Raw genomic sequence first — 18,103 nt, 5'->3', positions numbered from 1 at the left:
ATCGCTGCCCGTCGCGCGAGGCGGAGGCGCCGTGAGCCGTCCGATGGCGGTGGCCGTGGCGGTGGCGGTGGCCGTGGCGGGGCCGGGCTCAGTGGCGCACCGCCTGGGCGATCTCGGCCTTCGTCTCGCCGGTGAGGGTCCGGTTGCTGCGCGCCGTACCGGTCCTGGACTTCCCGGGTTCGACCGCGTCGATGCTCAGGACGACGGCGTCGAGCAGATTGCCCTCCGTGTCACGGAAGTTCACCACGACCGTGTAGTCGGCGATCTTGTCCTTGGGATTGGTCGCGGTGATCTCGGCGACCGTCCGGTCGGCGTCCACGGAGGTCGGTCCGGCCTTGACGTCGGCGGTGGCGTCGACCCCGTCCTTGATCTCGTCCATCTGCTGCTGCGCGGCGGACGCCACCGCCGCGGTGGCCGAGGAGACGATGTCCCCGGCCTTCTCCTTCGCCGCGTCGCAGCCCGTGAGGACCGGACCGAACGCGGCGAGGGAGAGCAGCGCGGCGGCGGCGGAAGCCGTGCGGCGAAGGCGGCGCGTCATACGCCCGCTTTCTTTCCGTACGAATGGTCGGTGGCCAGGGCCCAGATCACGAAGATCGAGACGGCCATCGAGAACAGCGCCCACCAGGGCTGGTAGGGCAGGAACAGGAACTGGGCGACGATGTTGAGCGAGGCGAGCGCGATGCCCGCGATCCGGCCCCACTCGGCGCCGCTGAGGATCCCGAAGCCGGCGATGGTGACGACGATGCCGAGGCAGAGGTGGATCCAGCCCCAGGAGGTCAGGTCGAACTTGAAGACGTAGTCGCCGACCCGGGCGTAGACGTCGTCCTCGGCGATGGCGGCGATGCCCTGGAAGATGTCCAGGATGCCGATGACCGACATGAGGACGCCGCCGAAGACGGTGCCGCCTGCGGCCCAGCCGCCGCCCGTCGACGGCTGCGGGGAGGTGCGCGGGGGTGTGGTGTTCTGGCTCATGGTGCTCATCGTGAGAGCACCTGTTCGGTTCGGAACCTTCTGATGGGCCGTACGGGTGAGACGTACGGGTGAGCCGGACGAGACGGGTGGGGCCGGCGGCCGCGGCGGGGGTGGCGGCCGCGACCGGGGGCCGCGGCCGGCTGATCCACTTGCGGGGGGTACGGGGCGGGTGTGCCCTGGAGGGTGCAGCACGGCCGCACGCACGTGGCACGGCAGTGCGTGCGGGAAGGCGCGGGAAAGGAGTCTCCCCATGGCCGCACACGCAGCGGTACCCGCCCGCAGACAGTCCCGCGGGCAGTCCCGCAGGGACTTCAGCACGCACGGCTGGGGCCTGCCCGTCACCCTCGGCATCGCCTACGGCCTGTACGCCCCCGTCATCGCCCGCCGCGGCGAGGCCCTGTCGTGGGGCCAGTTCTGGCTCGGCCTGTTCTCGGCCGTCGTCCTCGCCGTGTCCGTGTACGGGCTCCGCCGTTACGGACGGACGCTGCGGCGCGAGGTGCGCGCGGTGGCCTGGGGCGCGTTGACCGGCATCGCGATCGGCTTCCTCTTCAGTCTGTCCGACCACAGCGTGTTCTCGTCGTCGATGCTCGGCCTGATCGTCGGCGCGGCCACCTTCGCCGCCGCCTTCTACCTCTTCTACACCCACGAGGACGCCGCCGGCCGCCCCGCGCCGTACTGACCGCGACCCGCCCCGCGACCGGTCCCGCGACCGGTCCGGCGCCGGTAGTACGCGACCGCCACCGCCGCGAGCAGCGGCGGCCAGGCGGCCAGCGGGGCGTAGCAGACGAGGAGCACGGCCTCCTGGGCCGGTGAGGCCGGGATGCCCGGGCCGAGCCCGGCGTACGAGGCGTAGACGCCCCACGCGGCGATCGCGCACAGCCCGGCCACGCCCGCGAGCGCGGCCCCGGTCGCGGCGGCCGGGTTCACCCGGCGCCCGCCGAGCAGCGGCAGCCGGCGCGGGAAGACCTCGCCCCAGGGGCGGACGAGGCCGAGCGTGAGGAAGGCGAGCAGTTCGGAGACGACGCTGAGGGACACGACGTAGACGGTCTCGCCCGGTCCCATCGTGAGGAGCCCGGCGTCCTGGGTGACCGGAAGTCCGGCGACGCGCGCGAGCCGCCACAGTCCGGACGGCAGGACGACGAGCGGGACGGCGTGGGCGGCGAGGGCGGCCCAACGGGGCACGTCGGGGAGGGCGTTCAGTCTCATCGGCATGGGTCGAGCCTCCCGCCGGCGCCCGTACCGGCGCGTCGCCCGGCAGGCCGTTCCTCCTCCGCCGCACGGCGGAGACGGCCTCGTACCCCCGGCGGCGTGACCGGCCTCGTACCCCCGCTCCGCCCCGCCCGGCCTGGCACGACCCGCCGGGCCGTCGGAGACTGGTGGGAGCGGGCGCGAGACCGCCCGTCCGGGAGGACACGCGTATGACCGACCGCGTCGCAGACCCCGCCACCGGCCTCGCCGTCCGGACCGAAGGCCTGGTGAAGGTGTTCGGCACCAACCGCGCCGTGGACGGCATCGACCTGCGCGTCCCGGCCGGCACGGTCTACGGCGTCCTCGGCCCCAACGGCGCGGGCAAGACCACCGTCGTGAAGATGCTCGCCACCCTCCTCCGGCCCGACGGCGGGCACGCGTGGGTCTTCGGCAGGGACGTCGTGCAGGACGCCGACGCGGTGCGCGGCCGGGTCAGCCTCACCGGTCAGTACGCCTCGGTCGACGAGGACCTGACCGGCACCGAGAACCTGTTCCTCCTCGGCCGGCTCCTCGGCCACTCCCGTCCCGCCGCGCGCGAGCGGGCCGCGCAGCTGCTCGCCGCGTTCGGGCTCGCGGAGGCCGCCGACCGGCAGGTCAAGAACTACTCGGGCGGCATGCGGCGCCGCATCGACATCGCCGCGTCCATCCTCAACACGCCCGACCTGCTGTTCCTCGACGAGCCGACCACCGGTCTCGACCCGCGCAGCCGCAACCAGGTCTGGGACATCGTCCGTGCGGTCGTCGCCCAGGGCACGACGGTGCTGCTGACGACGCAGTACCTGGACGAGGCCGACCAGCTGGCCTCCCGGATCGCCGTGATCGACCACGGCAAGGTGATCGCGGAGGGCACGAAGGGCGAGCTGAAGGCCTCGGTGGGTTCGGGTTCCGTGCACGTGCGGCTGCGGGAGGCGGAGCAGCGGCCGGCGGCCGAGCGGGTCCTCGCCGCCGTGCTGAACGCCTCCGTGCAGCTCGACCCGGACCCGGTCGCGCTCACCGCCACCGTGAACGGCCACGGCACCGACCTCGGCGCCGCGGAGCAGGCGGCGCGGGCGCTGGCCGAGCTGGCGAGGGCGGGGATCACGGTCGACGATTTCGGGCTCGGTCAGCCGAGCCTGGACGAGGTCTTCCTGGCACTGACGGACCACACGCCGGGCGACGGCGACGACGGCGGGGACGGCGGGGATGGCGGGGATGGCGGGGACGGCAGCGACGGCGGCGACGAGGGCCGCGGCGGGGACGGCGGCGACGAGGGCGACGAGGGCCACGGCGGCGACGGGAGCCATGGCGGCGACGGGAGCCATGGCGGTGGCAGGGGCCACGGCGGCGGTGACGGAAGCGTCGCCGCCCGGGCGAAGGAGAGCGGGGCATGAGCAGCAGCGTGACCACCACCACCGACGCCGCCTCGGAGTTCGTCGCCCCGAAGGCCGACGAACTGGCCGCCCTGCTCGTCGGCCACGCCCGCCCGGCGCGGCCGAGCGCGCTGTCCGCCTCGCTGACCTTCGGCTGGCGGGCGATGCTGAAGATCAAGCACGTGCCGGAGCAGCTGTTCGACGTGACGGCGTTCCCGATCATGATGGTGCTGATGTACACGTACCTCTTCGGAGGCGCGCTGGCCGGCTCGGTGTCGGAGTACATCCAGTTCCTGCTGCCCGGCATCCTGGTGCTGAGCGTCATGATGATCACGATGTACACCGGCGTCTCGGTCAACACGGACATCGAGAAGGGCGTCTTCGACCGCTTCCGGACGCTGCCGATCTGGCGGCCCGCGCCGATGGTCGGCTATCTGCTCGGTGACGTCGTGCGCTATCTGATCGCGTCCGCGGTGATGCTGACGGTGGGCGTCGTCATCGGCTACCGGCCGGACGGCGGTGTGGCGGGCGTGCTGCTGGGGACCGCGCTGCTGCTGGTCTTCGCGTTCGCGTTCTCGTGGATCTGGACGATGTTCGGACTGCTGCTGCGCAGCGAGAAGTCCGTCATCGGCGTCAGCATGATGGTGATCTTCCCGCTGACCTTCCTGTCGAACGTCTTCGTCGACCCGAGGACCATGCCGGGCTGGCTGCAGGCCTTCGTCAACAACAGTCCGGTGACCCATCTGTCGACGGCGGTGCGGGAGTTGATGGCGGGCGGCCGGCCGGCGGCGGACCTGGCCTGGACGCTGGGCTGGTCGGCGCTGTTCGTGGTGGTGTTCGGCCCCGTGACGATGCGCCTCTACAACCGCAAGTGACCGGAGGAGCGCCGCAAGTGACTGGAGGAGGGCCGCAAGTGACCGGAGGAGGGCGAGGGATCAGGCGGAGGTACGGGGCGTGGTCTGCTGCACCGCCCAGCGGTTGCCGTCCGGGTCGGCGAAGTAGACGAACGAGCCCCAGGGCTGGTCGTCGATCGCGCTGACGTCGACGCCGCGGGAGGTGAGGTCGGCGTGCGCGGCCTCGATGTCGGCGACGACCACCTGCATGTTGTCCAGGGAGCCCGGGGCCATCTCGGTGATGCCCTTGCCGAAGGCGATCGAGCAGGCCGACCCGGGCGGCGTCATCTGGACGAAGCGGATGTCGTCGCTGACGGTCACGTCGTGGTCGGCGTGGAAGCCGACCTGCTCGTAGAAGGCCTTGGCGCGGTCGATGTCGGTGACGGGCACGCCGATCAGTTCGAGCTTGATGTCCATGAGAGGCATCATGCGCCGGGCGGCGGCGGGGCGCCCGTCGACCTTCCCGTACGGGTGGGGAGGCCCGGACGCCCCCCGGGGCCTCCCCAGCGGGCCTAGTCCAGCCGCAGGTCCGCCAGCTGCTTCTCGAAGGGGACGACCTCGTCGTCCTCCCCCGCCCGTTCCGGGCGGCCCGCGATCAGGTCCGCGAACTCGTTGCCCGCCCGGGTGATCCGGGACGGCAGGCCCTCCGTGTAGTCGTCGCCGCCCGAACCCCAGTCCTCGGAGGCCGCGTAGACGGCCGTCGGGGCCACCAGGGCGCGGAGGTAGGCGAAGAGCGGGCGCAGGGCGTGGTCGAGGACCAGGGAGTGGCGGGCGGTGCCGCCGGTGGCGCCGATCAGGACCGGGGTGCCGGTCAGCGCCGCCGGGTCGATCAGGTCGAAGAAGGACTTGAACAGGCCGCTGTAGGAGGCCGTGAAGACCGGGGTCACGGCGATGACGCCGTCGGCGCCGGTGACCTCGTCGATCGCCTTCCGCAGCTTCTCCGACGGGAAGCCGGTGACGAGGTTCTTGGCGATGTCGACGGCCAGGTCGCGCAGTTCGACCACCTCGACGTCGACCGCGTACTCCTGCTCGGCCAGCCGGTAGCGGGCGGCCCGGAGCAGCCGGTCGGCGAGCAGCCGGGTGGAGGAGGGGCTGCTGAGTCCGGCCGAGACGGCGACCAGCTTCAGGGTGCGCATGGGGTCAGACCTCCTGGTTCTCGGTGTTCCGCAGGACGGCGGGGTGCAACGGGGCGGTGTCCGGCACGCCGGCCGGGCGCAGGTTCGCGAACTCCTTGCGCAGGACCGGGACGACCTCCTCGCCGAGGATGTCCAGCTGCTCCAGGACCGTCTTCAGCGGCAGGCCGGCGTGGTCGACGAGGAACAGCTGGCGCTGGTAGTCGCCGACGTACTCGCGGAAGGACAGCGTGCGCTCGATGACCTCCTGGGGCGAGCCGACCGTCAGCGGCGTCTCGCGGCTGAACTCCTCCAGGGACGGGCCGTGTCCGTAGACCGGCGCGTTGTCGAAGTACGGGCGGAACTCCCGTACGGCGTCCTGCGAGTTCTTGCGCATGAAGACCTGGCCGCCGAGGCCGACGATCGCCTGCTCGGGGGTGCCGTGGCCGTAGTGCGCGTAGCGCTGCCGGTACAGCCGGACCATCTTCTCGGTGTGCTGCCTGGGCCAGAAGATGTGGTTCGCGAAGAACCCGTCGCCGTAGTACGCGGCCTGCTCGGCGATCTCGGGCGAGCGGATGGAGCCGTGCCAGACGAACGGCGGGACGCCGTCGAGCGGGCGCGGGGTGGACGTGAAGCCCTGGAGCGCGGTGCGGAACTTCCCCTCCCAGTCGACCACGTCCTCCCTCCACAGCTTGTGGAGGAGCGCGTAGTTCTCGATGGCGAGCGGGATGCCCTGGCGGATGTCCTGACCGAACCACGGGTAGACCGGTCCGGTGTTGCCGCGGCCCATCATGAGGTCCACGCGGCCGTCGGCGAGGTGCTGGAGGGTCGCGTAGTCCTCGGCGATCTTCACCGGGTCGTTGGTGGTGATGAGGGTCGTGGAGGTGGAGAGGATCAGGTTCTCCGTGCGGGCGGCGATGTGGCCCAGGAGCGTGGTGGGGGACGACGGCACGAACGGCGGGTTGTGGTGCTCGCCGGTCGCGAAGACGTCCAGGCCGACCTCCTCGGCCTTGAGCGCGATGGCGACGGTGTTCTTGATCCGCTCGTGCTCGGTCGGGGTGCGGCCGGTGGTGGGGTCGGTCGTCACGTCGCCGACGGTGAAGATCCCGAACTGCATCGTGCTCACCTCTCGCAGGCTTTCCGCCGGCGCTCGTCCCGGCTTTGGTTGAATCTTAAACTGTCATGCGCCTCAACGGCACCCCCGCCCCGGCTATTCCCCGCCCGTACCCTGAACCCATGACCGAGCCGGACCTGGAACGCTGGAAGGAGCGGGGCGTGATGCTCCGCGTCTTCGTGTACGTCTTCGTGACGCACGCCCTCGCCGGCTTCATCTGGCTGCTCTTCTACGTCGGCGAGCACGCGCCGAAGTAACCCCCGGGCGGCGGCCCGGCGGAGCCTCCGGCCGGCAGCCCCGGCGGAGCCTCCGGCCGGCAGTCCGGGCAAAGCCCTTGGCCGGCAGCCCGGGCAAAGCCCTCGGCCGGCAGCCCCGGTGGAGCCTCCGGCCGGCAGTCCGGGCAAAGCCCTCGGCCGGCAGCCCCGGCGGAACCCCCGGCCGGCAGCCCCGGCGCAGCCCCCGGCCGGCAGCCCCGGCGGAGCCCCCGGCCGGCAGGCCCAGCCCAGCCCCCGGCCGGCGGCCCGGGCGGCCGGTTCCCGCCGCCCCGGGCCCCCTCCCGTAGAGTCCCCGTCGTGAACGACGCGAGAGACGCGGCAGGCGAGGCGGACGCGATATCGGTGGTCGGCATCGGTGCCGACGGCTGGGACGGGCTCCCCGAGAACGCCCGCCGCACCCTGCGCGCCGCCCAGGTGCTGATCGGCGGCCCCCGCCAGCTCGACCTGCTGCCCGCCGGCGACTGCCCCGGCGAGCGGGTGCCCTGGCCGAGCCCGCTGCGCCCCGCCGTGCCCGGCCTCCTCGCCGCCCACCGGGGCCGCCGGATCGCCGTCCTCGCCAGCGGAGACCCCTCCTTCTACGGCATCGCCCGCACCCTCACCGAGATCCTCGGCCCCGGCACCCGCCTCGACGTCCTGCCGCACCCGTCCTCCGTCTCGTACGCCTGCGCCCGGCTCGGCTGGCCCCTGGAGGCCGTCGAGACCGTCTCGCTCGTCGCCCGGCCGCTCGACGCCCTCACCGCCGCGCTCCACGACGGCCGCCGGCTGCTCGTCCTCGGCGAGGGGCCCGGCACGCCCGCCCGGGTCGCCGCGCTGCTGCGCGAGCGCGGCTGGGGCGGCACCCGGATACGGGTCCTGGAGCAGCTCGGCGGCCCGCGCGAGGGCCTGCTCGACGGGACGGCCGCCGACTGGCCGTACGAGCGCGCCGACGCCCTCCACGTCCTCGCCCTCGACTGCGTGCGCGACCCGGACGCGCTGCGGCTGGGCACCACGCCCGGCCTGCCGGACGAGGCGTACGAGCACGACGGCCAGCTCACCAAGCGGTACGTGCGCGCCGCGACCCTCGCCGCGCTCGCCCCGGCCCCCGGCGAACTGCTCTGGGACGTCGGCGGCGGCTCCGGCTCCATCGGCATCGAGTGGATGCGCGCGCACCGGACCTGCCGGGCGGTCGCCGTCGAGAAGTCGCCCGAACGCGCCGCCCGCATCACCCGCAACGCCGCCGCCCTCGGCGTACCGGGCCTGGACGTCGTCACCGGGCCCGCGCCCGCCGCGCTCGCCGGCCTCCCCGCCCCCGACGCGGTCTTCATCGGCGGCGGCCTGACCGCGCCGGGACTGCTCGACGCCTGCTGGGACGCGCTCCCGGCCGGCGGCCGGCTCGTCGCCAACACGGTGACGCTCGAGTCCGAGGCGCTGCTCGCCGACCGCTACCGGCGCCACGGCGGCGAGCTGATCAGGCTCGCGGTCGCCGCCGCCGTGCCCGTGGGCGGCTTCACCGGCTGGCGCCAGGCCATGCCCGTCACCCAGTGGTCCGTAACGAAGGGTTCCCCAGAGCAATGACCGTCTACTTCATCGGCGCGGGCCCCGGCGCGGCCGACCTGATCACCGTGCGCGGCGCGCGGACCCTCGCGAAGTGCGGGGTCTGCCTGTACGCCGGGTCGCTCGTGCCGACCGAACTGCTCGCCGAGTGCCCGCCGGACGCGAAGCTCGTCGACACGGCGAGGATGGACCTCGACCAGATCGTCGCCGAGATCGCCGCCGCGCACGAGGCGGGCCAGGACGTGGCCCGGCTGCACTCCGGCGACCCGTCCGTCTTCAGCGCCATGGCCGAGCAGATGCGCCGCCTCGACGCGGCCGGCATCCCCTACGAGGTCGTGCCCGGCGTCCCGGCCTTCGCGGCGGCCGCGGCGGCGCTGAAGCGGGAGCTGACGGTCCCCACCGTCGGCCAGACCGTCATCCTCACCCGCATCGCCCAGCAGGCCACGCCCATGCCGGCCGGCGAGGACCTCGCGACCCTCGGCCGCAGCGGCGCCCTGCTCGTCCTCCACCTCGGCGCCCGCTACGTCGACCGGATCGTCTCCGAGCTGGTCCCGCACTACGGCGTGGACTGCCCGGCCGCCGTCGTCGCCATGGCGAGCCGCCCGGACGAGGTCGTGCTGCGCGGCACCCTGGAGGACATCGCGGAGCAGGTGAAGGCGGCGGGCATCACGAAGACGGCCGTCATCGTCGTGGGCCGCACGCTGGCCGCCTCGGAGTTCCGCGACAGCCACCTCTACGACCCGGCCCGGGACCGCCACACCTGCTGACGGCACCCGGGCGCACTCCGCTCAGGCGTTGGGCCGCTTGCCGTGGTTGGCCTTCTTCTTCTTGCGGGCCCGCTTCTTGTTGCCACGCTTCGCCATGGTGACTCCTCCCGGTCCGGGGGCCTGATGGGGCTTTGCCCTGCCGAGCCTAGGGTCGGGAGAGGGGGCCCGCATGCCGAAGGGGCCGACTGTCAGTGCGGTGCGATGCAATGGGCCGCGTGACCGTCTACGACGTCGCCCGGGCGCTGCCGGGCATCGAGGAACTGCGCGACCACTGCCAGGGGCTCGCGATGCTGGACGCGGTGCTGAGCCCTGAGTGGGACGGGCGGTACTTCTCGTTCGCCAAGGACGTGGCGTCGATGCGCGACGGCCAGGGCGACGAGTACACGATCGTCTTCTCGGCGGCGGGCGCGTACGTGGAGGGATTCGCCCACGAAGCCCCGATGAGCCCGTGGGCCCGCCTGGACGACCCGGAGGTGTGGCCGGGCGTCCTTGACGACGTGCCGGACGTCTTCCTCCCCTGCGTCTCCACGGCCGAGGACGGCTACGCGCCAGCCGTCACCGCCTGCCTCTGGCGTGAGCTGCACGACTCCGCCTGGCGGACCGGCACCATCGCCTTCCCCACCTGGGGCGACGGCGACCCCGACGGCGCCGGCCACCTCTTCGGGCTGCTCGTCGACCGCTCGGCGGAGGCGTACGCGGCGTGGGCCTCGGACTACTACGAGACGGAGGTCGACGTCGACGCCGTCCGCCACGTCCTCGGGCTGCGGCCCCTGACGCGGGAGGTCGTGGCGGCGCTCAATCCGGACGCGGCACTCGCCGACCTCGCCGAGGACATCGCCGAGATCGGTTATCCGTCACTCAGGGACGTCGTCGACCGGTTGGAGGCGTAGTACGGGCCTCTCACCGAGGCCGAGCCGGCCGCAGGCCGCGCCGAACTCGCCGAACTCGCCGAACTCGATGCCGAGCACGAGCGCCGCGCCGCGTTCCGCGCGCTCAGGTCCCAGTGACGCCGTCGACCCACTCCGGCGCCAGCGCCGCCATCAGGGTCGCGTCCACCCGCTCGCCCTCCCACAGCAGCGCCCCGCGCAGCACGCCCTCCGGGCGGAAGCCGGCCTTCTCGTACGCGCGGCGGGCGCGGGGGTTGAAGGCGTAGACCTCCAGCCAGACGCGGTAGAGGCCGAGGGCCTCGAAGGCGTGGCCGAGGATCAGGCGGGTGGCCTCGGTGCCGAGGCCGCGGCCGACGGTGTCCGGGGCGAGGGCGATCCGGAAGGCGCAGCTCTCGTTCGCCTGGTCCCACTCGTTGAGGACCGCCTCGCCGACCACCCGGCCGGTCGCGCGCTCGACGACCACGAGGTCGAGCCGGTTCGGCTGGGCGCCCCGCGAGCCGTACCAGGCGCGCAGCGCGGACTCGTCGACGTCCGCGTGCGAGCCGGTGAGGCGGGCGATCTCGGGGTCCCGCAGCATCGGCAGCAGCGCCGGCACGTCGTCCTCGGTGACGGGCCGGAGGACGACCAGGTCGCCGGTGAGGGTCGGCTTGTGCGAGAAGCCGCTGCGGGAGCGGTCGTCGGAGTGCGCCATCCAGGGATTGTCGCCCGCCGCCCGACGCCCTGTCGCCCGGTTTCCCCTGCCCGCGGACTACGCCCCCGGCCCCGCCACCGTCGACCGGCCCACCACCACGCCCGCCCGGTCGACGCACACCACGTCCACCGCCACCGGTGCGCCCCGCAGCACCGTCAGGGCCTCGTCGCGGGCGCGGGCGGCGACCAGGTCGCCGAGGGGGACGCCGCCGGCCTCGCAGAGGCGGAGCGCGGCGAGGCCGGTGTTCGCGGCGGTGATCTCCTCCGCCAGGGCCTCGGACGCGCCGCCGGTGCGGGCCAGGTCGGCGAGGAAGGCCTTGTCGACCTGGGAACGGGCGGAGTGCAGGTCCAGGTGGCCCGCGGCCAGCTTGGACAGCTTCGCGAAGCCGCCGCAGACGGTGAGCCGGTCCACCGGGTGGCGGCGGAGGTACTTGAGGACGGCGCCCGCGAAGTCGCCCATGTCGAGCAGGGCGATCTCCGGCAGGTCGTACAGCGACGTCACCGTGCGCTCCGACGTCGAGCCGGTGCAGCCGGCGACGTGCGTGAGGCCGCCCGCCCGCGCCACGTCGACGCCGCGCCGGATGGAGTCGATCCAGGCGGAGCACGAGTAGGGCACGACGATCCCGGTCGTCCCGAGGATCGACAGGCCGCCGAGGATGCCGATCCGCGGGTTCCACGTGGAGCGGGCGATCTCGGCGCCGTGGTCGACGGAGACCGTGATCTCCACGTCGGCGGTGCCGCCGTGGGCGGCGGCGACCTCGGCGACGTGCTCGCGCATCATCTGCCGGGGCACCGGGTTGATCGCCGGTTCGCCGACCTCCAGCGGCAGGCCGGGCAGGGTGACCGTACCGACGCCCTCGCCCGCCCGGAAGACGACTCCCGAGCCCGGCGGGAGCAGCCGTACCGTCGAGCGGACCAGCGCCCCGTGCGTGACGTCCGGGTCGTCGCCCGCGTCCTTCACGACCCCGGCCATGGCCGCGTCGCCCGTCAGGGACTCGGCGGCCAGCGCGAAGGACGGCCGGTGGCCCCTGGGCAGGGTGATGGTCACCGGGTCCGGGAAGTCCCCGGTGAGCAGCGCGGTGTACGCGGCGGTCGTGGCCGCCGTCGCGCAGGCGCCCGTCGTCCAGCCGGGGCGCAGACCGGTGTGCTTGAGTTGGGCCGCACGCCCGCCGGAACTCATGAACGGACTCCCAGGATTCCCATGTCCCTGCACATACTCATCCTCGGCGGGACGACCGAGGCCCGCGCCCTGGCCGGGCTGCTGCACGCCGCGGACCCCGCGGTCCGCGTGACGAGCTCGCTCGCCGGGCGGGTCGCGGCGCCCCGGCTGCCGGCCGGAGAGGTGCGGATCGGCGGCTTCGGCGGGCCGGAGGGGCTCGCGGCGTGGCTGCGGGAGCACGCCGTGGACGCGGTCATCGACGCCACCCATCCCTTCGCCGAGCGGATCAGTTTCAACGCGGCCGCGGCGGCCGCCACCGCCCATGTTCCCCTGCTGGCGCTGCGCCGCCCCGGCTGGGTCCCGGTCGGGGGGGACGACTGGCGCGAGGTGGCGTCCCTCGACGCGGCCGCGGCGGCCCTGGACGGGCTCGGCGAGCGGGTCTTCCTCACCACGGGCCGGATGGGCCTGGCCGCGTTCGCCGGCCGCACCGAGTGGTTCCTGGTCCGCTCCGTCGACGCGCCCGAGGCCCCGATGCCCGCGCGCACCGAAGTGCTCCTGGACCGCGGGCCGTTCACCCTCGACGGCGAGCGCGAGCTGATCCGCCGTCACCGCGTCGACGTCCTCGTCACCAAGGACAGCGGCGGCGCGGCGACCGCGCCCAAGCTGACGGCCGCCCGCGAGGCCGGCATCCCGGTCGTCGTCGTCCGCCGCCCGCCCGTACCGGAGGGCGTGCCGACGGCCGCGACGCCCGAGGAGGCCGCGGCCTGGGCACGGCGCGTCGCGGGCCGGGCGTCCGGCGCGACAGACCCCGCCGGGGCCCGTTGAATGGAGGAATGAGCACCGTTCGACGGCGGCTCGCGGCGGCCGGTCTCGCGGCCCTGCTCGGCGTCACCGCGCCCGCCCTCGCCACCGGCACCGCCTCCGCCGCCCCCGGACCCTCGCCGCCTCCGCCCCAGCCTCCGCCGCAGCTCGACGACGCGGAGGTGCGGCGGGCGGTCGACCGGCTCGACGACGTGGTCGGATCGGCCATGAAACGCACGGGAGTGCCGGGCGTGGCCGTCGCCGTCGTCCACGACGGCAAGGTGCTGGCCCTGAAGGGCTACGGCGTGCGGAAGGCCGGCGAGAAGGCCGCCGTCGACGCCGACACCGTCTTCCAGCTGGCCTCCGTCTCGAAGCCGATCGCCTCCACCGTCGTCTCCGGCGCCGTCGGCGTCGACGGCTGGACGAAGCCCGTCGCCCCGAACGTGCCGGACTTCCGCCTGGGAGACCCGTGGGTGACCTCCCACGTGACGGTCGCCGACCTCTTCTCGCACCGCAGCGGCCTGCCCGACCACGCCGGCGACCTCCTCGAGGACCTCGGCTACGACCGGCCGTACATCCTGTCCCACCTGCGCTACGAGCCCCTCGCGCCGTTCCGCGCGAGCTACGCCTACACCAACTTCGGCCTGACGGCGGCCGCCCAGGCCGTCGCCGACGAGAAGGGCGTGGCCTGGGAGAAGCTCGCCGAGGACGTCCTCTACGAGCCCGCCGGCATGAGCCACACCAGCTCCCGCTTCGAGGACTACGCGAAGGCCGCGAACCGGGCCTGGGGCCACGTGGAGACCGACGGCGCCTGGAAGGCCGCGTACGTGCGCGACCCGGACGCCCAGTCGCCCGCCGGCGGCGTCAGCTCCACCGCCCGCGACATGGCGACCTGGCTGAGGCTCCAGCTCGCGAACGGCAGGCTCGACGGCAGGCAGATCGTCGACGCCGAGGCCCTGGAGCGCACCCACTGGCCCGAGTCGGTCTCCGGCCCGCCCCGCGCACCGGCCGCCAGGACCGGCTTCTACGGCCTGGGCTGGAACGTCAGTTACGACGACGAGGGCCGGCTCCGGCTCTCCCACACGGGAGCGTTCGCCCAGGGCGCGCACACCAACGTCACCATGCTGCCCGGCGAACAGCTCGGCATCGTCGTCCTGACCAACACCTCCCCGGTCGGCGTCGCCGACGCCGTCGCCCTCGACTTCTTCGACATCGCGCAGACCGGCAAGGTCAGCCGCGACTGGATCCCCCTCGTGGACGCGCTGTACCAGCAGGAGGCGGACGCGGGCCGGTCGAAGACCGACTACGCCCGCCCGCCGTCCGACGCCACGCCAGCGAAGGCCGCCGCCACCTACGCCGGCACGTACGCCAACGCCTACTACGGCCGCGCCGAGGTCACCGCCGCCGCGGACGGCACCCTGACCCTCCGCCTGGGCCCGGAGCCCCAGACGTACCCGCTCACGCACTACGACGGCGACACCTTCAGCTTCGAGACCCGCGGCGAGAACGCCGTCGGCCGCACGGGCGTCACCTTCACCCCGGACGGCAGGTCCTTCACGGTCGAATACCTGAACACCGAGGGCCTGGGCACCTTCACCCGCTAGCCAGCTAGCCAGCTAGCCAGCTGGCCCGCTAGCCCGCTAGCTCGCCGGCCCGCCGGCTCAGCCGTAACGTCGTGGCGTCCAGGCGATCCTGCGGCCGTCCGCGCGTTCCGTGACACGGGTCTGGGAGGAGCCGATCAGGAGCAGGGTGCGCATGTCGACCTCGGACGGGTCCAAGGTCTTCAGGGTGAGGACGCGGACCGACTGCTCGGGGCCGCCGACGTCGCGGGCCACCACGACCGGGGTGTCCGGCGAGCGCACCTCCAGGAGGAGGTCGCGGGCCGCGGCGACCTGGTGGGTGCGGGACCTGGAGCCCGGGTTGTAGATCGCGAGGACCAGGTCGGCCTCGGCGGCGGCGCGGAGGCGGGTGGCGATGACGTCCCAGGGCTTGAGGCGGTCGGAGAGCGAGATGGTGGCGTAGTCGTGGCCGAGGGGCGCGCCCGCGGCGGCGGCCGCGGCGTTGGCCGCCGTCACGCCCGGGAGGACCCGTACGGGCACGTCGGCGTAGCGCTCCTCCGACGCCACCTCCAGGACCGCCGTCGCCATCGCGAAGACCCCCGGGTCGCCGCCCGACACGACGGCCACGCGGCGTCCGCGCCGGGCCAGGTCGAGGGCGAACTCGGCGCGCTCCGACTCGACCTTGTTGTCGGAGCCGTGGCGGCGCTGCGAGGCGCGCAGCACCGGGACGCGGTCCAGGTACGTGGTGTAGCCGACGAGGTCGTCGGCGTTGACCAGGGCGCCGCGCGACTCGGGCGTCAGCCAGGGCGCCCCGGCCGGGCCGGTGCCGACGACGACGACCTCGCCCCGCTCCCGTACGGGCGGCTGCTCGTCGATACGGGAGGGCAGCACGGCCACCGAGAAGTACGGCACCGACTCGGGGTCGACGTCCGTGAGCCGCCCGGTGCGCTCGCCCGCCATGAACGCCCGCTCCACGTACCGCGCGTCGTCGATCCGGCCGGCCCGCTCCAGGGCCCGCTTCACGGTCGGGAACGTGCGGCCGAGCTTCATCACGACGGCCGAGTCGGTGCCCGCGAGACGGGCCGTCAGCTCGTCCTCCGGCAGCGTGCCGGGGACGATCGTCAGCACCTCCTCGGCCTCGCACAGCGGCTCGCCGAGCCGCGCCGCCGCCGCGCTCACCGAGGTGACGCCGGGGATGACGGTGGTGTCGTAGCGGTGCGCGAGCCGCTTGTGCATGTGCTGGTACGAGCCGTAGAACAGCGGGTCGCCCTCGGCGAGCACGGCGACGGTGCGCCCGGCGTCGAGGTGGGCGGCGAGCCGGGCCGCGGCCTCCTCGTAGAAGTCGTCGAGCGCGCCCCGGTAGCCGCCGGGGTGGTCCGTGGTCTCCACGGTGAGCGGGTACATCAGCCGCTCCTCGACGTGGTCCTCGCGGATGTGCTCGGCGGCGATGGACCGGGCGATCGAGCGGCCGTGGCGGGCCGAGTGGTAGGCGACGACGTCGGCCTCGGCGATGGCCTTCACGGCGGCCACGGTCATCAGGTTCGGGTCGCCGGGCCCGAGCCCGACGCCGTACAGCTTGCCCTTCGCGACGCTCATGCCTGGATCTCCGCTTCGTGCGCGAGCGCGTTGAGCGCCGCGGCCGTCATCGCGCTGCCACCGCGCCGGCCCCGTACCACCAGGTACTCCAGACCGAGTTCGTTCGCCGCGAGGGCGTCCTTGGACTCGGCGGCGCCGATGAAGCCGACCGGGATGCCGAGCACGGCCGCCGGCTTCCCGGCGCCCTTCGCGATCATCTCCAGGAGGTGGAAGAGCGCCGTCGGCGCGTTGCCGACGGCGACGACCGAGCCCTCCAGGCGGTCCCGCCACAGCTCCATCGCGGCGGCCGAGCGGGTGGTGCCCAGCTCGGCGGCGAGCGCGGGCACGGCCGGGTCGGACAGCGTGCACAGCACGTCGTTGTCGGCGGGCAGCCGCTTGCGGGTGACGCCGCTCGCGACCATCTGCGCGTCGCACAGGATCGGCGCGCCGGCGCGCAGGGCGGAGCGGGCGGCGGAGACGACACCGGGGGAGTACGCGAGGTCCCGGACGAGGTCGGTCATGCCGCACGCGTGGATCATCCGCACGGCGACGGTGGCGACGTCGTCGGGCAGGTCCGCGAGGTCCGCCTCGGCGCGGATCGTGGCAAAGGACCGGCGGTAGATCTCCGCGCCGTCCTTCTCGTACTCGAACATCCTGTTGTTCTCGCTCATCTCGTCGTACGGGCCGTGGCCACGGCTTCGGGCAGTGAGGTACGGGGGGTGGGGGCGCCGTCCACCAGGTAGTCGCCGTCGCGGGTGGCGAGGACGTCCACCCAGGTGCCGTGCGGGTGCCCGCAGCGCCGCTCGCACCCGGAGAAGTGCACGGGCAGCCCGCCCCCGGGGGCGCGCGCCGCCTCCGCCCGCACGTCCGCGAGGGACTTGGCACAACCGGGCCGGCCGGTACAGGCGGTGACACCGGCGCCGGGGGCGTCGGGGCTGGTGATGAGCCCGTACGCCGCCAGCTCCGGGAGCCGGGCGGGGTCGGTCCGCACGACCACCCCGCGCCAGGGCGTGAACCTCACCTCGTCGGCGGGCAGCAGGCCCCGCAGCTGAGCGGCGGTCAGCCGGCCGAGCGGCGCGAGCACGTAGACGGCGCCCGCACCGAGCGGCCCCGGCACGAGCGGGGCGCTGTGCGGGGGCGGGGTGCCGTGCGGGGCCGGGGCGCCGTGCGGCTGCTGGGTGCCGTCCGGGGCCGGGGTGCCGTCCAGGGCCGGGGTGCCGTGCGGCTGCTGGGTGCCGTCCAGGGCCAAGGTGCCGTGCGGCGGACGGGTCTCGTGCGGCGGCGTCGGGTCCGCCGCGGGCTCGGCCGCGATCCCGGCCCGCGCCAGGGCCCCGGCCAGGTCGGGTACGTGCCCCTCGGGCAGCTCCCGCACCCGCCAGGCACCGTTCCCGGCGTCCGCGGCGGCCCGCAGGAACGCGTCGGCGGCGGCGAGCGCGGCGCGCGGCGCGTCGGCGCGCGGGACGCGGAAGGCCTGACCGCCGAGGCGGACCAGGGCGTGGCCCCCGCGGGGCTCGCTCGCGGCCGGCGGGTCCGCCGGGGGCCGGGGCTCCCTCCCGCCGTCGTCCGCTGCGACCAAGGTCACATCACCGCCGAGCCCGGCGACGTCACCGCGCCCGTCGTCGAGGACGAACAGGAACCGTCCCGAAAGGGAAGCGGCCCAGGCCTCGCCGCACAGCAGCGCGTCCAGCTCGCGCACCCACAACTGGGCGTCCGCGCAACCGAGTCCGTCGAGCCCGGCGGCCGGCGAGGCGACGATGTTGCGCACCCGCTCGTGGGTGGACGAGGGCAGCAGCCCGCCCCGCTCCAGAAGGGCGGCGAGCTCGCCGCCGCACCCGTCCCGCAGCCCCCGCAGCTCGGCGTTCCCCCGCGAGGTGATGCTGATCCCTCCGTCGCCCAGGCGCTCGGCCGCGTCGGCCAGGAGCCCGACCTGACCGGCGGTCAACCGGCCTCCGGGAAGGCGGAGTCGGGCGAGGAACCCGTCATCGGCGCGGTGCAGACGCAGCGCTCCCGGGCATGCGTCACCACGGTCCCGTATGAGCGGTTCGTCCCGCCGGGACGAGGCGTGAGGGGTGGCCGGCATGGCGGCGAGCATACCCACGGGCGGCACGCCCTCCCGGCTGCCGTGAACGACGGCACAGTCCGGGACGGACCCGGTCCGCGACGGTCCCG

The 18,103-nt window shown here is 74.3% G+C and carries 21 protein-coding genes; 9 read left to right on the top strand and 12 right to left on the bottom strand.

Features of this window, described 5'->3' with window-relative positions:
- Positions 1-88: 88 nt before the first annotated feature.
- Entirely contained in the window at positions 89-538 is a 450-nt protein-coding gene (locus ACFWJO_RS22150; protein ID WP_386867559.1) for a hypothetical protein, read from the bottom strand.
- A complete protein-coding gene (locus ACFWJO_RS22145) occupies positions 535-972 on the bottom strand; it encodes a hypothetical protein (protein WP_386867558.1) in 438 nt (145 codons plus the stop codon). Before ACFWJO_RS22145 ends, ACFWJO_RS22150 begins: the two co-directional genes overlap by 4 nt.
- 250 nt (positions 973-1,222) lie before the next feature.
- Between ACFWJO_RS22145 and ACFWJO_RS22140 the strand changes: the two genes are divergently transcribed.
- Positions 1,223-1,651: a hypothetical protein gene (locus ACFWJO_RS22140; RefSeq protein ID WP_386867557.1), complete on the top strand. Its 429-nt coding sequence runs from the start codon at positions 1,223-1,225 to the stop codon at positions 1,649-1,651.
- Here ACFWJO_RS22140 and ACFWJO_RS22135 read toward each other — a convergent pair.
- Positions 1,609-2,184: a hypothetical protein gene (locus tag ACFWJO_RS22135; protein ID WP_386867555.1), complete on the bottom strand. Its 576-nt coding sequence runs from the start codon at positions 2,182-2,184 to the stop codon at positions 1,609-1,611. The genes ACFWJO_RS22140 and ACFWJO_RS22135 overlap by 43 nt on opposite strands.
- 206 nt (positions 2,185-2,390) lie before the next feature.
- On the opposite strand from ACFWJO_RS22135, the gene ACFWJO_RS22130 reads away from it, so the two are divergent.
- Both ACFWJO_RS22130 and ACFWJO_RS22125 read left to right on the top strand, forming a co-directional pair.
- Positions 2,391-3,590, top strand: coding sequence for an ATP-binding cassette domain-containing protein (locus ACFWJO_RS22130; RefSeq protein WP_386867553.1), 1,200 nt, complete (start codon positions 2,391-2,393; stop codon positions 3,588-3,590).
- The gene (locus ACFWJO_RS22125) at positions 3,587-4,444 is read left to right on the top strand and encodes an ABC transporter permease (protein WP_386867551.1); all 858 of its coding nucleotides are present in this window, start codon (positions 3,587-3,589) and stop codon (positions 4,442-4,444) included. The genes ACFWJO_RS22130 and ACFWJO_RS22125 overlap by 4 nt, the downstream gene beginning before the upstream one ends.
- Before the next feature lie 60 nt (positions 4,445-4,504).
- On the opposite strand, the gene ACFWJO_RS22120 is transcribed toward ACFWJO_RS22125, so the two are convergent.
- The 3 genes from ACFWJO_RS22120 to ACFWJO_RS22110 all read right to left on the bottom strand — a co-directional run bounded on the left by ACFWJO_RS22120 (position 4,505) and on the right by ACFWJO_RS22110 (position 6,691).
- A complete protein-coding gene (locus tag ACFWJO_RS22120; protein ID WP_384411534.1) occupies positions 4,505-4,879 on the bottom strand; it encodes a VOC family protein in 375 nt (124 codons plus the stop codon).
- Between the two features lie 95 nt (positions 4,880-4,974).
- Positions 4,975-5,598 carry an FMN reductase gene (locus tag ACFWJO_RS22115; RefSeq protein WP_386867548.1) on the bottom strand — a complete coding sequence of 208 codons (624 nt, stop codon included), beginning with the start codon at positions 5,596-5,598 and terminating at the stop codon, positions 4,975-4,977.
- A gap of 4 nt (positions 5,599-5,602) precedes the next feature.
- Positions 5,603-6,691, bottom strand: a complete 1,089-nt coding sequence (locus tag ACFWJO_RS22110) for an LLM class flavin-dependent oxidoreductase (RefSeq protein WP_386867613.1) — start codon at positions 6,689-6,691, stop codon at positions 5,603-5,605.
- Between the two features lie 119 nt (positions 6,692-6,810).
- Between ACFWJO_RS22110 and ACFWJO_RS22105 the strand changes: the two genes are divergently transcribed.
- The 3 genes from ACFWJO_RS22105 (at position 6,811) to cobM (ending at position 9,263) form a co-directional block, all read left to right on the top strand.
- Positions 6,811-6,945: a DUF6126 family protein gene (locus tag ACFWJO_RS22105; protein ID WP_386867546.1), complete on the top strand. Its 135-nt coding sequence runs from the start codon at positions 6,811-6,813 to the stop codon at positions 6,943-6,945.
- Positions 6,946-7,260: 315 nt separating this feature from the next.
- Positions 7,261-8,517, top strand: a complete 1,257-nt coding sequence (gene cbiE / locus ACFWJO_RS22100; RefSeq protein ID WP_386867545.1) for a precorrin-6y C5,15-methyltransferase (decarboxylating) subunit CbiE — start codon at positions 7,261-7,263, stop codon at positions 8,515-8,517.
- The gene (gene cobM / locus ACFWJO_RS22095; protein ID WP_386867543.1) at positions 8,514-9,263 is read left to right on the top strand and encodes a precorrin-4 C(11)-methyltransferase; all 750 of its coding nucleotides are present in this window, start codon (positions 8,514-8,516) and stop codon (positions 9,261-9,263) included. The genes cbiE and cobM overlap by 4 nt, the downstream gene beginning before the upstream one ends.
- Before the next feature lie 21 nt (positions 9,264-9,284).
- Here cobM and ACFWJO_RS22090 read toward each other — a convergent pair whose 3' ends face one another.
- On the bottom strand, positions 9,285-9,359 hold the full coding sequence (locus ACFWJO_RS22090; RefSeq protein ID WP_099895366.1) for a 50S ribosomal protein bL37: 75 nt from the start codon (positions 9,357-9,359) through the stop codon (positions 9,285-9,287).
- A gap of 110 nt (positions 9,360-9,469) precedes the next feature.
- Here ACFWJO_RS22090 and ACFWJO_RS22085 point away from each other — a divergent pair, with 110 nt between their 5' ends.
- The gene (locus tag ACFWJO_RS22085) at positions 9,470-10,153 is read left to right on the top strand and encodes a hypothetical protein (RefSeq protein ID WP_386867541.1); all 684 of its coding nucleotides are present in this window, start codon (positions 9,470-9,472) and stop codon (positions 10,151-10,153) included.
- Between the two features lie 103 nt (positions 10,154-10,256).
- On the opposite strand, the gene ACFWJO_RS22080 is transcribed toward ACFWJO_RS22085, so the two are convergent.
- Both ACFWJO_RS22080 and ACFWJO_RS22075 read right to left on the bottom strand, forming a co-directional pair.
- On the bottom strand, positions 10,257-10,841 hold the full coding sequence (locus tag ACFWJO_RS22080; RefSeq protein ID WP_386867539.1) for a GNAT family N-acetyltransferase: 585 nt from the start codon (positions 10,839-10,841) through the stop codon (positions 10,257-10,259).
- 57 nt (positions 10,842-10,898) lie between these two features.
- Positions 10,899-12,020, bottom strand: a complete 1,122-nt coding sequence (locus ACFWJO_RS22075; RefSeq protein WP_386867537.1) for a cobalt-precorrin-5B (C(1))-methyltransferase — start codon at positions 12,018-12,020, stop codon at positions 10,899-10,901.
- A 27-nt stretch (positions 12,021-12,047) separates the two neighbouring features.
- Between ACFWJO_RS22075 and ACFWJO_RS22070 the strand changes: the two genes are divergently transcribed.
- Together ACFWJO_RS22070 and ACFWJO_RS22065 are read left to right on the top strand one after the other, a co-directional pair.
- Entirely contained in the window at positions 12,048-12,824 is a 777-nt protein-coding gene (locus ACFWJO_RS22070; protein ID WP_386867611.1) for a cobalt-precorrin-6A reductase, read from the top strand.
- 8 nt (positions 12,825-12,832) lie between these two features.
- A complete protein-coding gene (locus tag ACFWJO_RS22065; protein ID WP_386867535.1) occupies positions 12,833-14,404 on the top strand; it encodes a serine hydrolase in 1,572 nt (523 codons plus the stop codon).
- Positions 14,405-14,461: 57 nt separating this feature from the next.
- On the opposite strand, the gene ACFWJO_RS22060 is transcribed toward ACFWJO_RS22065, so the two are convergent.
- The 3 genes from ACFWJO_RS22060 to ACFWJO_RS22050 are packed head-to-tail and all read right to left on the bottom strand — an operon-like array spanning position 14,462 to position 18,026.
- Positions 14,462-15,955 (bottom strand): precorrin-2 C(20)-methyltransferase, encoded by a 1,494-nt coding sequence (locus tag ACFWJO_RS22060; RefSeq protein ID WP_386867533.1) that lies wholly within the window; start codon positions 15,953-15,955, stop codon positions 14,462-14,464.
- Entirely contained in the window at positions 15,952-16,605 is a 654-nt protein-coding gene (locus ACFWJO_RS22055; protein WP_386867531.1) for a precorrin-8X methylmutase, read from the bottom strand. Before ACFWJO_RS22055 ends, ACFWJO_RS22060 begins: the two co-directional genes overlap by 4 nt.
- The gene (locus ACFWJO_RS22050) at positions 16,602-18,026 is read right to left on the bottom strand and encodes a cobalamin biosynthesis protein CobG (protein WP_386867609.1); all 1,425 of its coding nucleotides are present in this window, start codon (positions 18,024-18,026) and stop codon (positions 16,602-16,604) included. The genes ACFWJO_RS22055 and ACFWJO_RS22050 overlap by 4 nt, the downstream gene beginning before the upstream one ends.
- Between the last annotated feature and the right edge of the window lie 77 nt (positions 18,027-18,103).

The sequence above is a fragment of the Streptomyces sp. NPDC127092 genome (assembly GCF_042722475.1).
Classification (GTDB): Bacteria; Actinomycetota; Actinomycetes; order Streptomycetales; family Streptomycetaceae; genus Streptomyces.
The sequence above is the reverse complement of the archived record's forward strand: the minus strand, read 5'-3'. Positions and strand labels throughout refer to the sequence as shown.

Bases quoted from the DNA above. Each gene is read 5' to 3' on its own strand.
- ACFWJO_RS22150 (WP_386867559.1), bottom strand. From the start codon at position 538: ATGACGCGCCGCCTTCGCCGCACGGCTTCCGCCGCCGCCGCGCTGCTC.
- ACFWJO_RS22145 (WP_386867558.1), bottom strand. From the start codon at position 972: ATGAGCCAGAACACCACACCCCCGCGCACCTCCCCGCAGCCGTCGACG.
- ACFWJO_RS22140 (WP_386867557.1), top strand. From the start codon at position 1,223: ATGGCCGCACACGCAGCGGTACCCGCCCGCAGACAGTCCCGCGGGCAG.
- ACFWJO_RS22135 (WP_386867555.1), bottom strand. From the start codon at position 2,184: ATGCCGATGAGACTGAACGCCCTCCCCGACGTGCCCCGTTGGGCCGCC.
- ACFWJO_RS22130 (WP_386867553.1), top strand. From the start codon at position 2,391: ATGACCGACCGCGTCGCAGACCCCGCCACCGGCCTCGCCGTCCGGACC.
- ACFWJO_RS22125 (WP_386867551.1), top strand. From the start codon at position 3,587: ATGAGCAGCAGCGTGACCACCACCACCGACGCCGCCTCGGAGTTCGTC.
- ACFWJO_RS22120 (WP_384411534.1), bottom strand. From the start codon at position 4,879: ATGGACATCAAGCTCGAACTGATCGGCGTGCCCGTCACCGACATCGAC.
- ACFWJO_RS22115 (WP_386867548.1), bottom strand. From the start codon at position 5,598: ATGCGCACCCTGAAGCTGGTCGCCGTCTCGGCCGGACTCAGCAGCCCC.
- ACFWJO_RS22110 (WP_386867613.1), bottom strand. From the start codon at position 6,691: ATGCAGTTCGGGATCTTCACCGTCGGCGACGTGACGACCGACCCCACC.
- ACFWJO_RS22105 (WP_386867546.1), top strand. From the start codon at position 6,811: ATGACCGAGCCGGACCTGGAACGCTGGAAGGAGCGGGGCGTGATGCTC.
- cobM (WP_386867543.1), top strand. From the start codon at position 8,514: ATGACCGTCTACTTCATCGGCGCGGGCCCCGGCGCGGCCGACCTGATC.
- ACFWJO_RS22085 (WP_386867541.1), top strand. From the start codon at position 9,470: ATGGGCCGCGTGACCGTCTACGACGTCGCCCGGGCGCTGCCGGGCATC.
- ACFWJO_RS22080 (WP_386867539.1), bottom strand. From the start codon at position 10,841: ATGGCGCACTCCGACGACCGCTCCCGCAGCGGCTTCTCGCACAAGCCG.
- ACFWJO_RS22075 (WP_386867537.1), bottom strand. From the start codon at position 12,020: ATGAGTTCCGGCGGGCGTGCGGCCCAACTCAAGCACACCGGTCTGCGC.
- ACFWJO_RS22065 (WP_386867535.1), top strand. From the start codon at position 12,833: ATGAGCACCGTTCGACGGCGGCTCGCGGCGGCCGGTCTCGCGGCCCTG.
- ACFWJO_RS22060 (WP_386867533.1), bottom strand. From the start codon at position 15,955: ATGAGCGTCGCGAAGGGCAAGCTGTACGGCGTCGGGCTCGGGCCCGGC.
- ACFWJO_RS22055 (WP_386867531.1), bottom strand. From the start codon at position 16,605: ATGAGCGAGAACAACAGGATGTTCGAGTACGAGAAGGACGGCGCGGAG.
- ACFWJO_RS22050 (WP_386867609.1), bottom strand. From the start codon at position 18,026: ATGCTCGCCGCCATGCCGGCCACCCCTCACGCCTCGTCCCGGCGGGAC.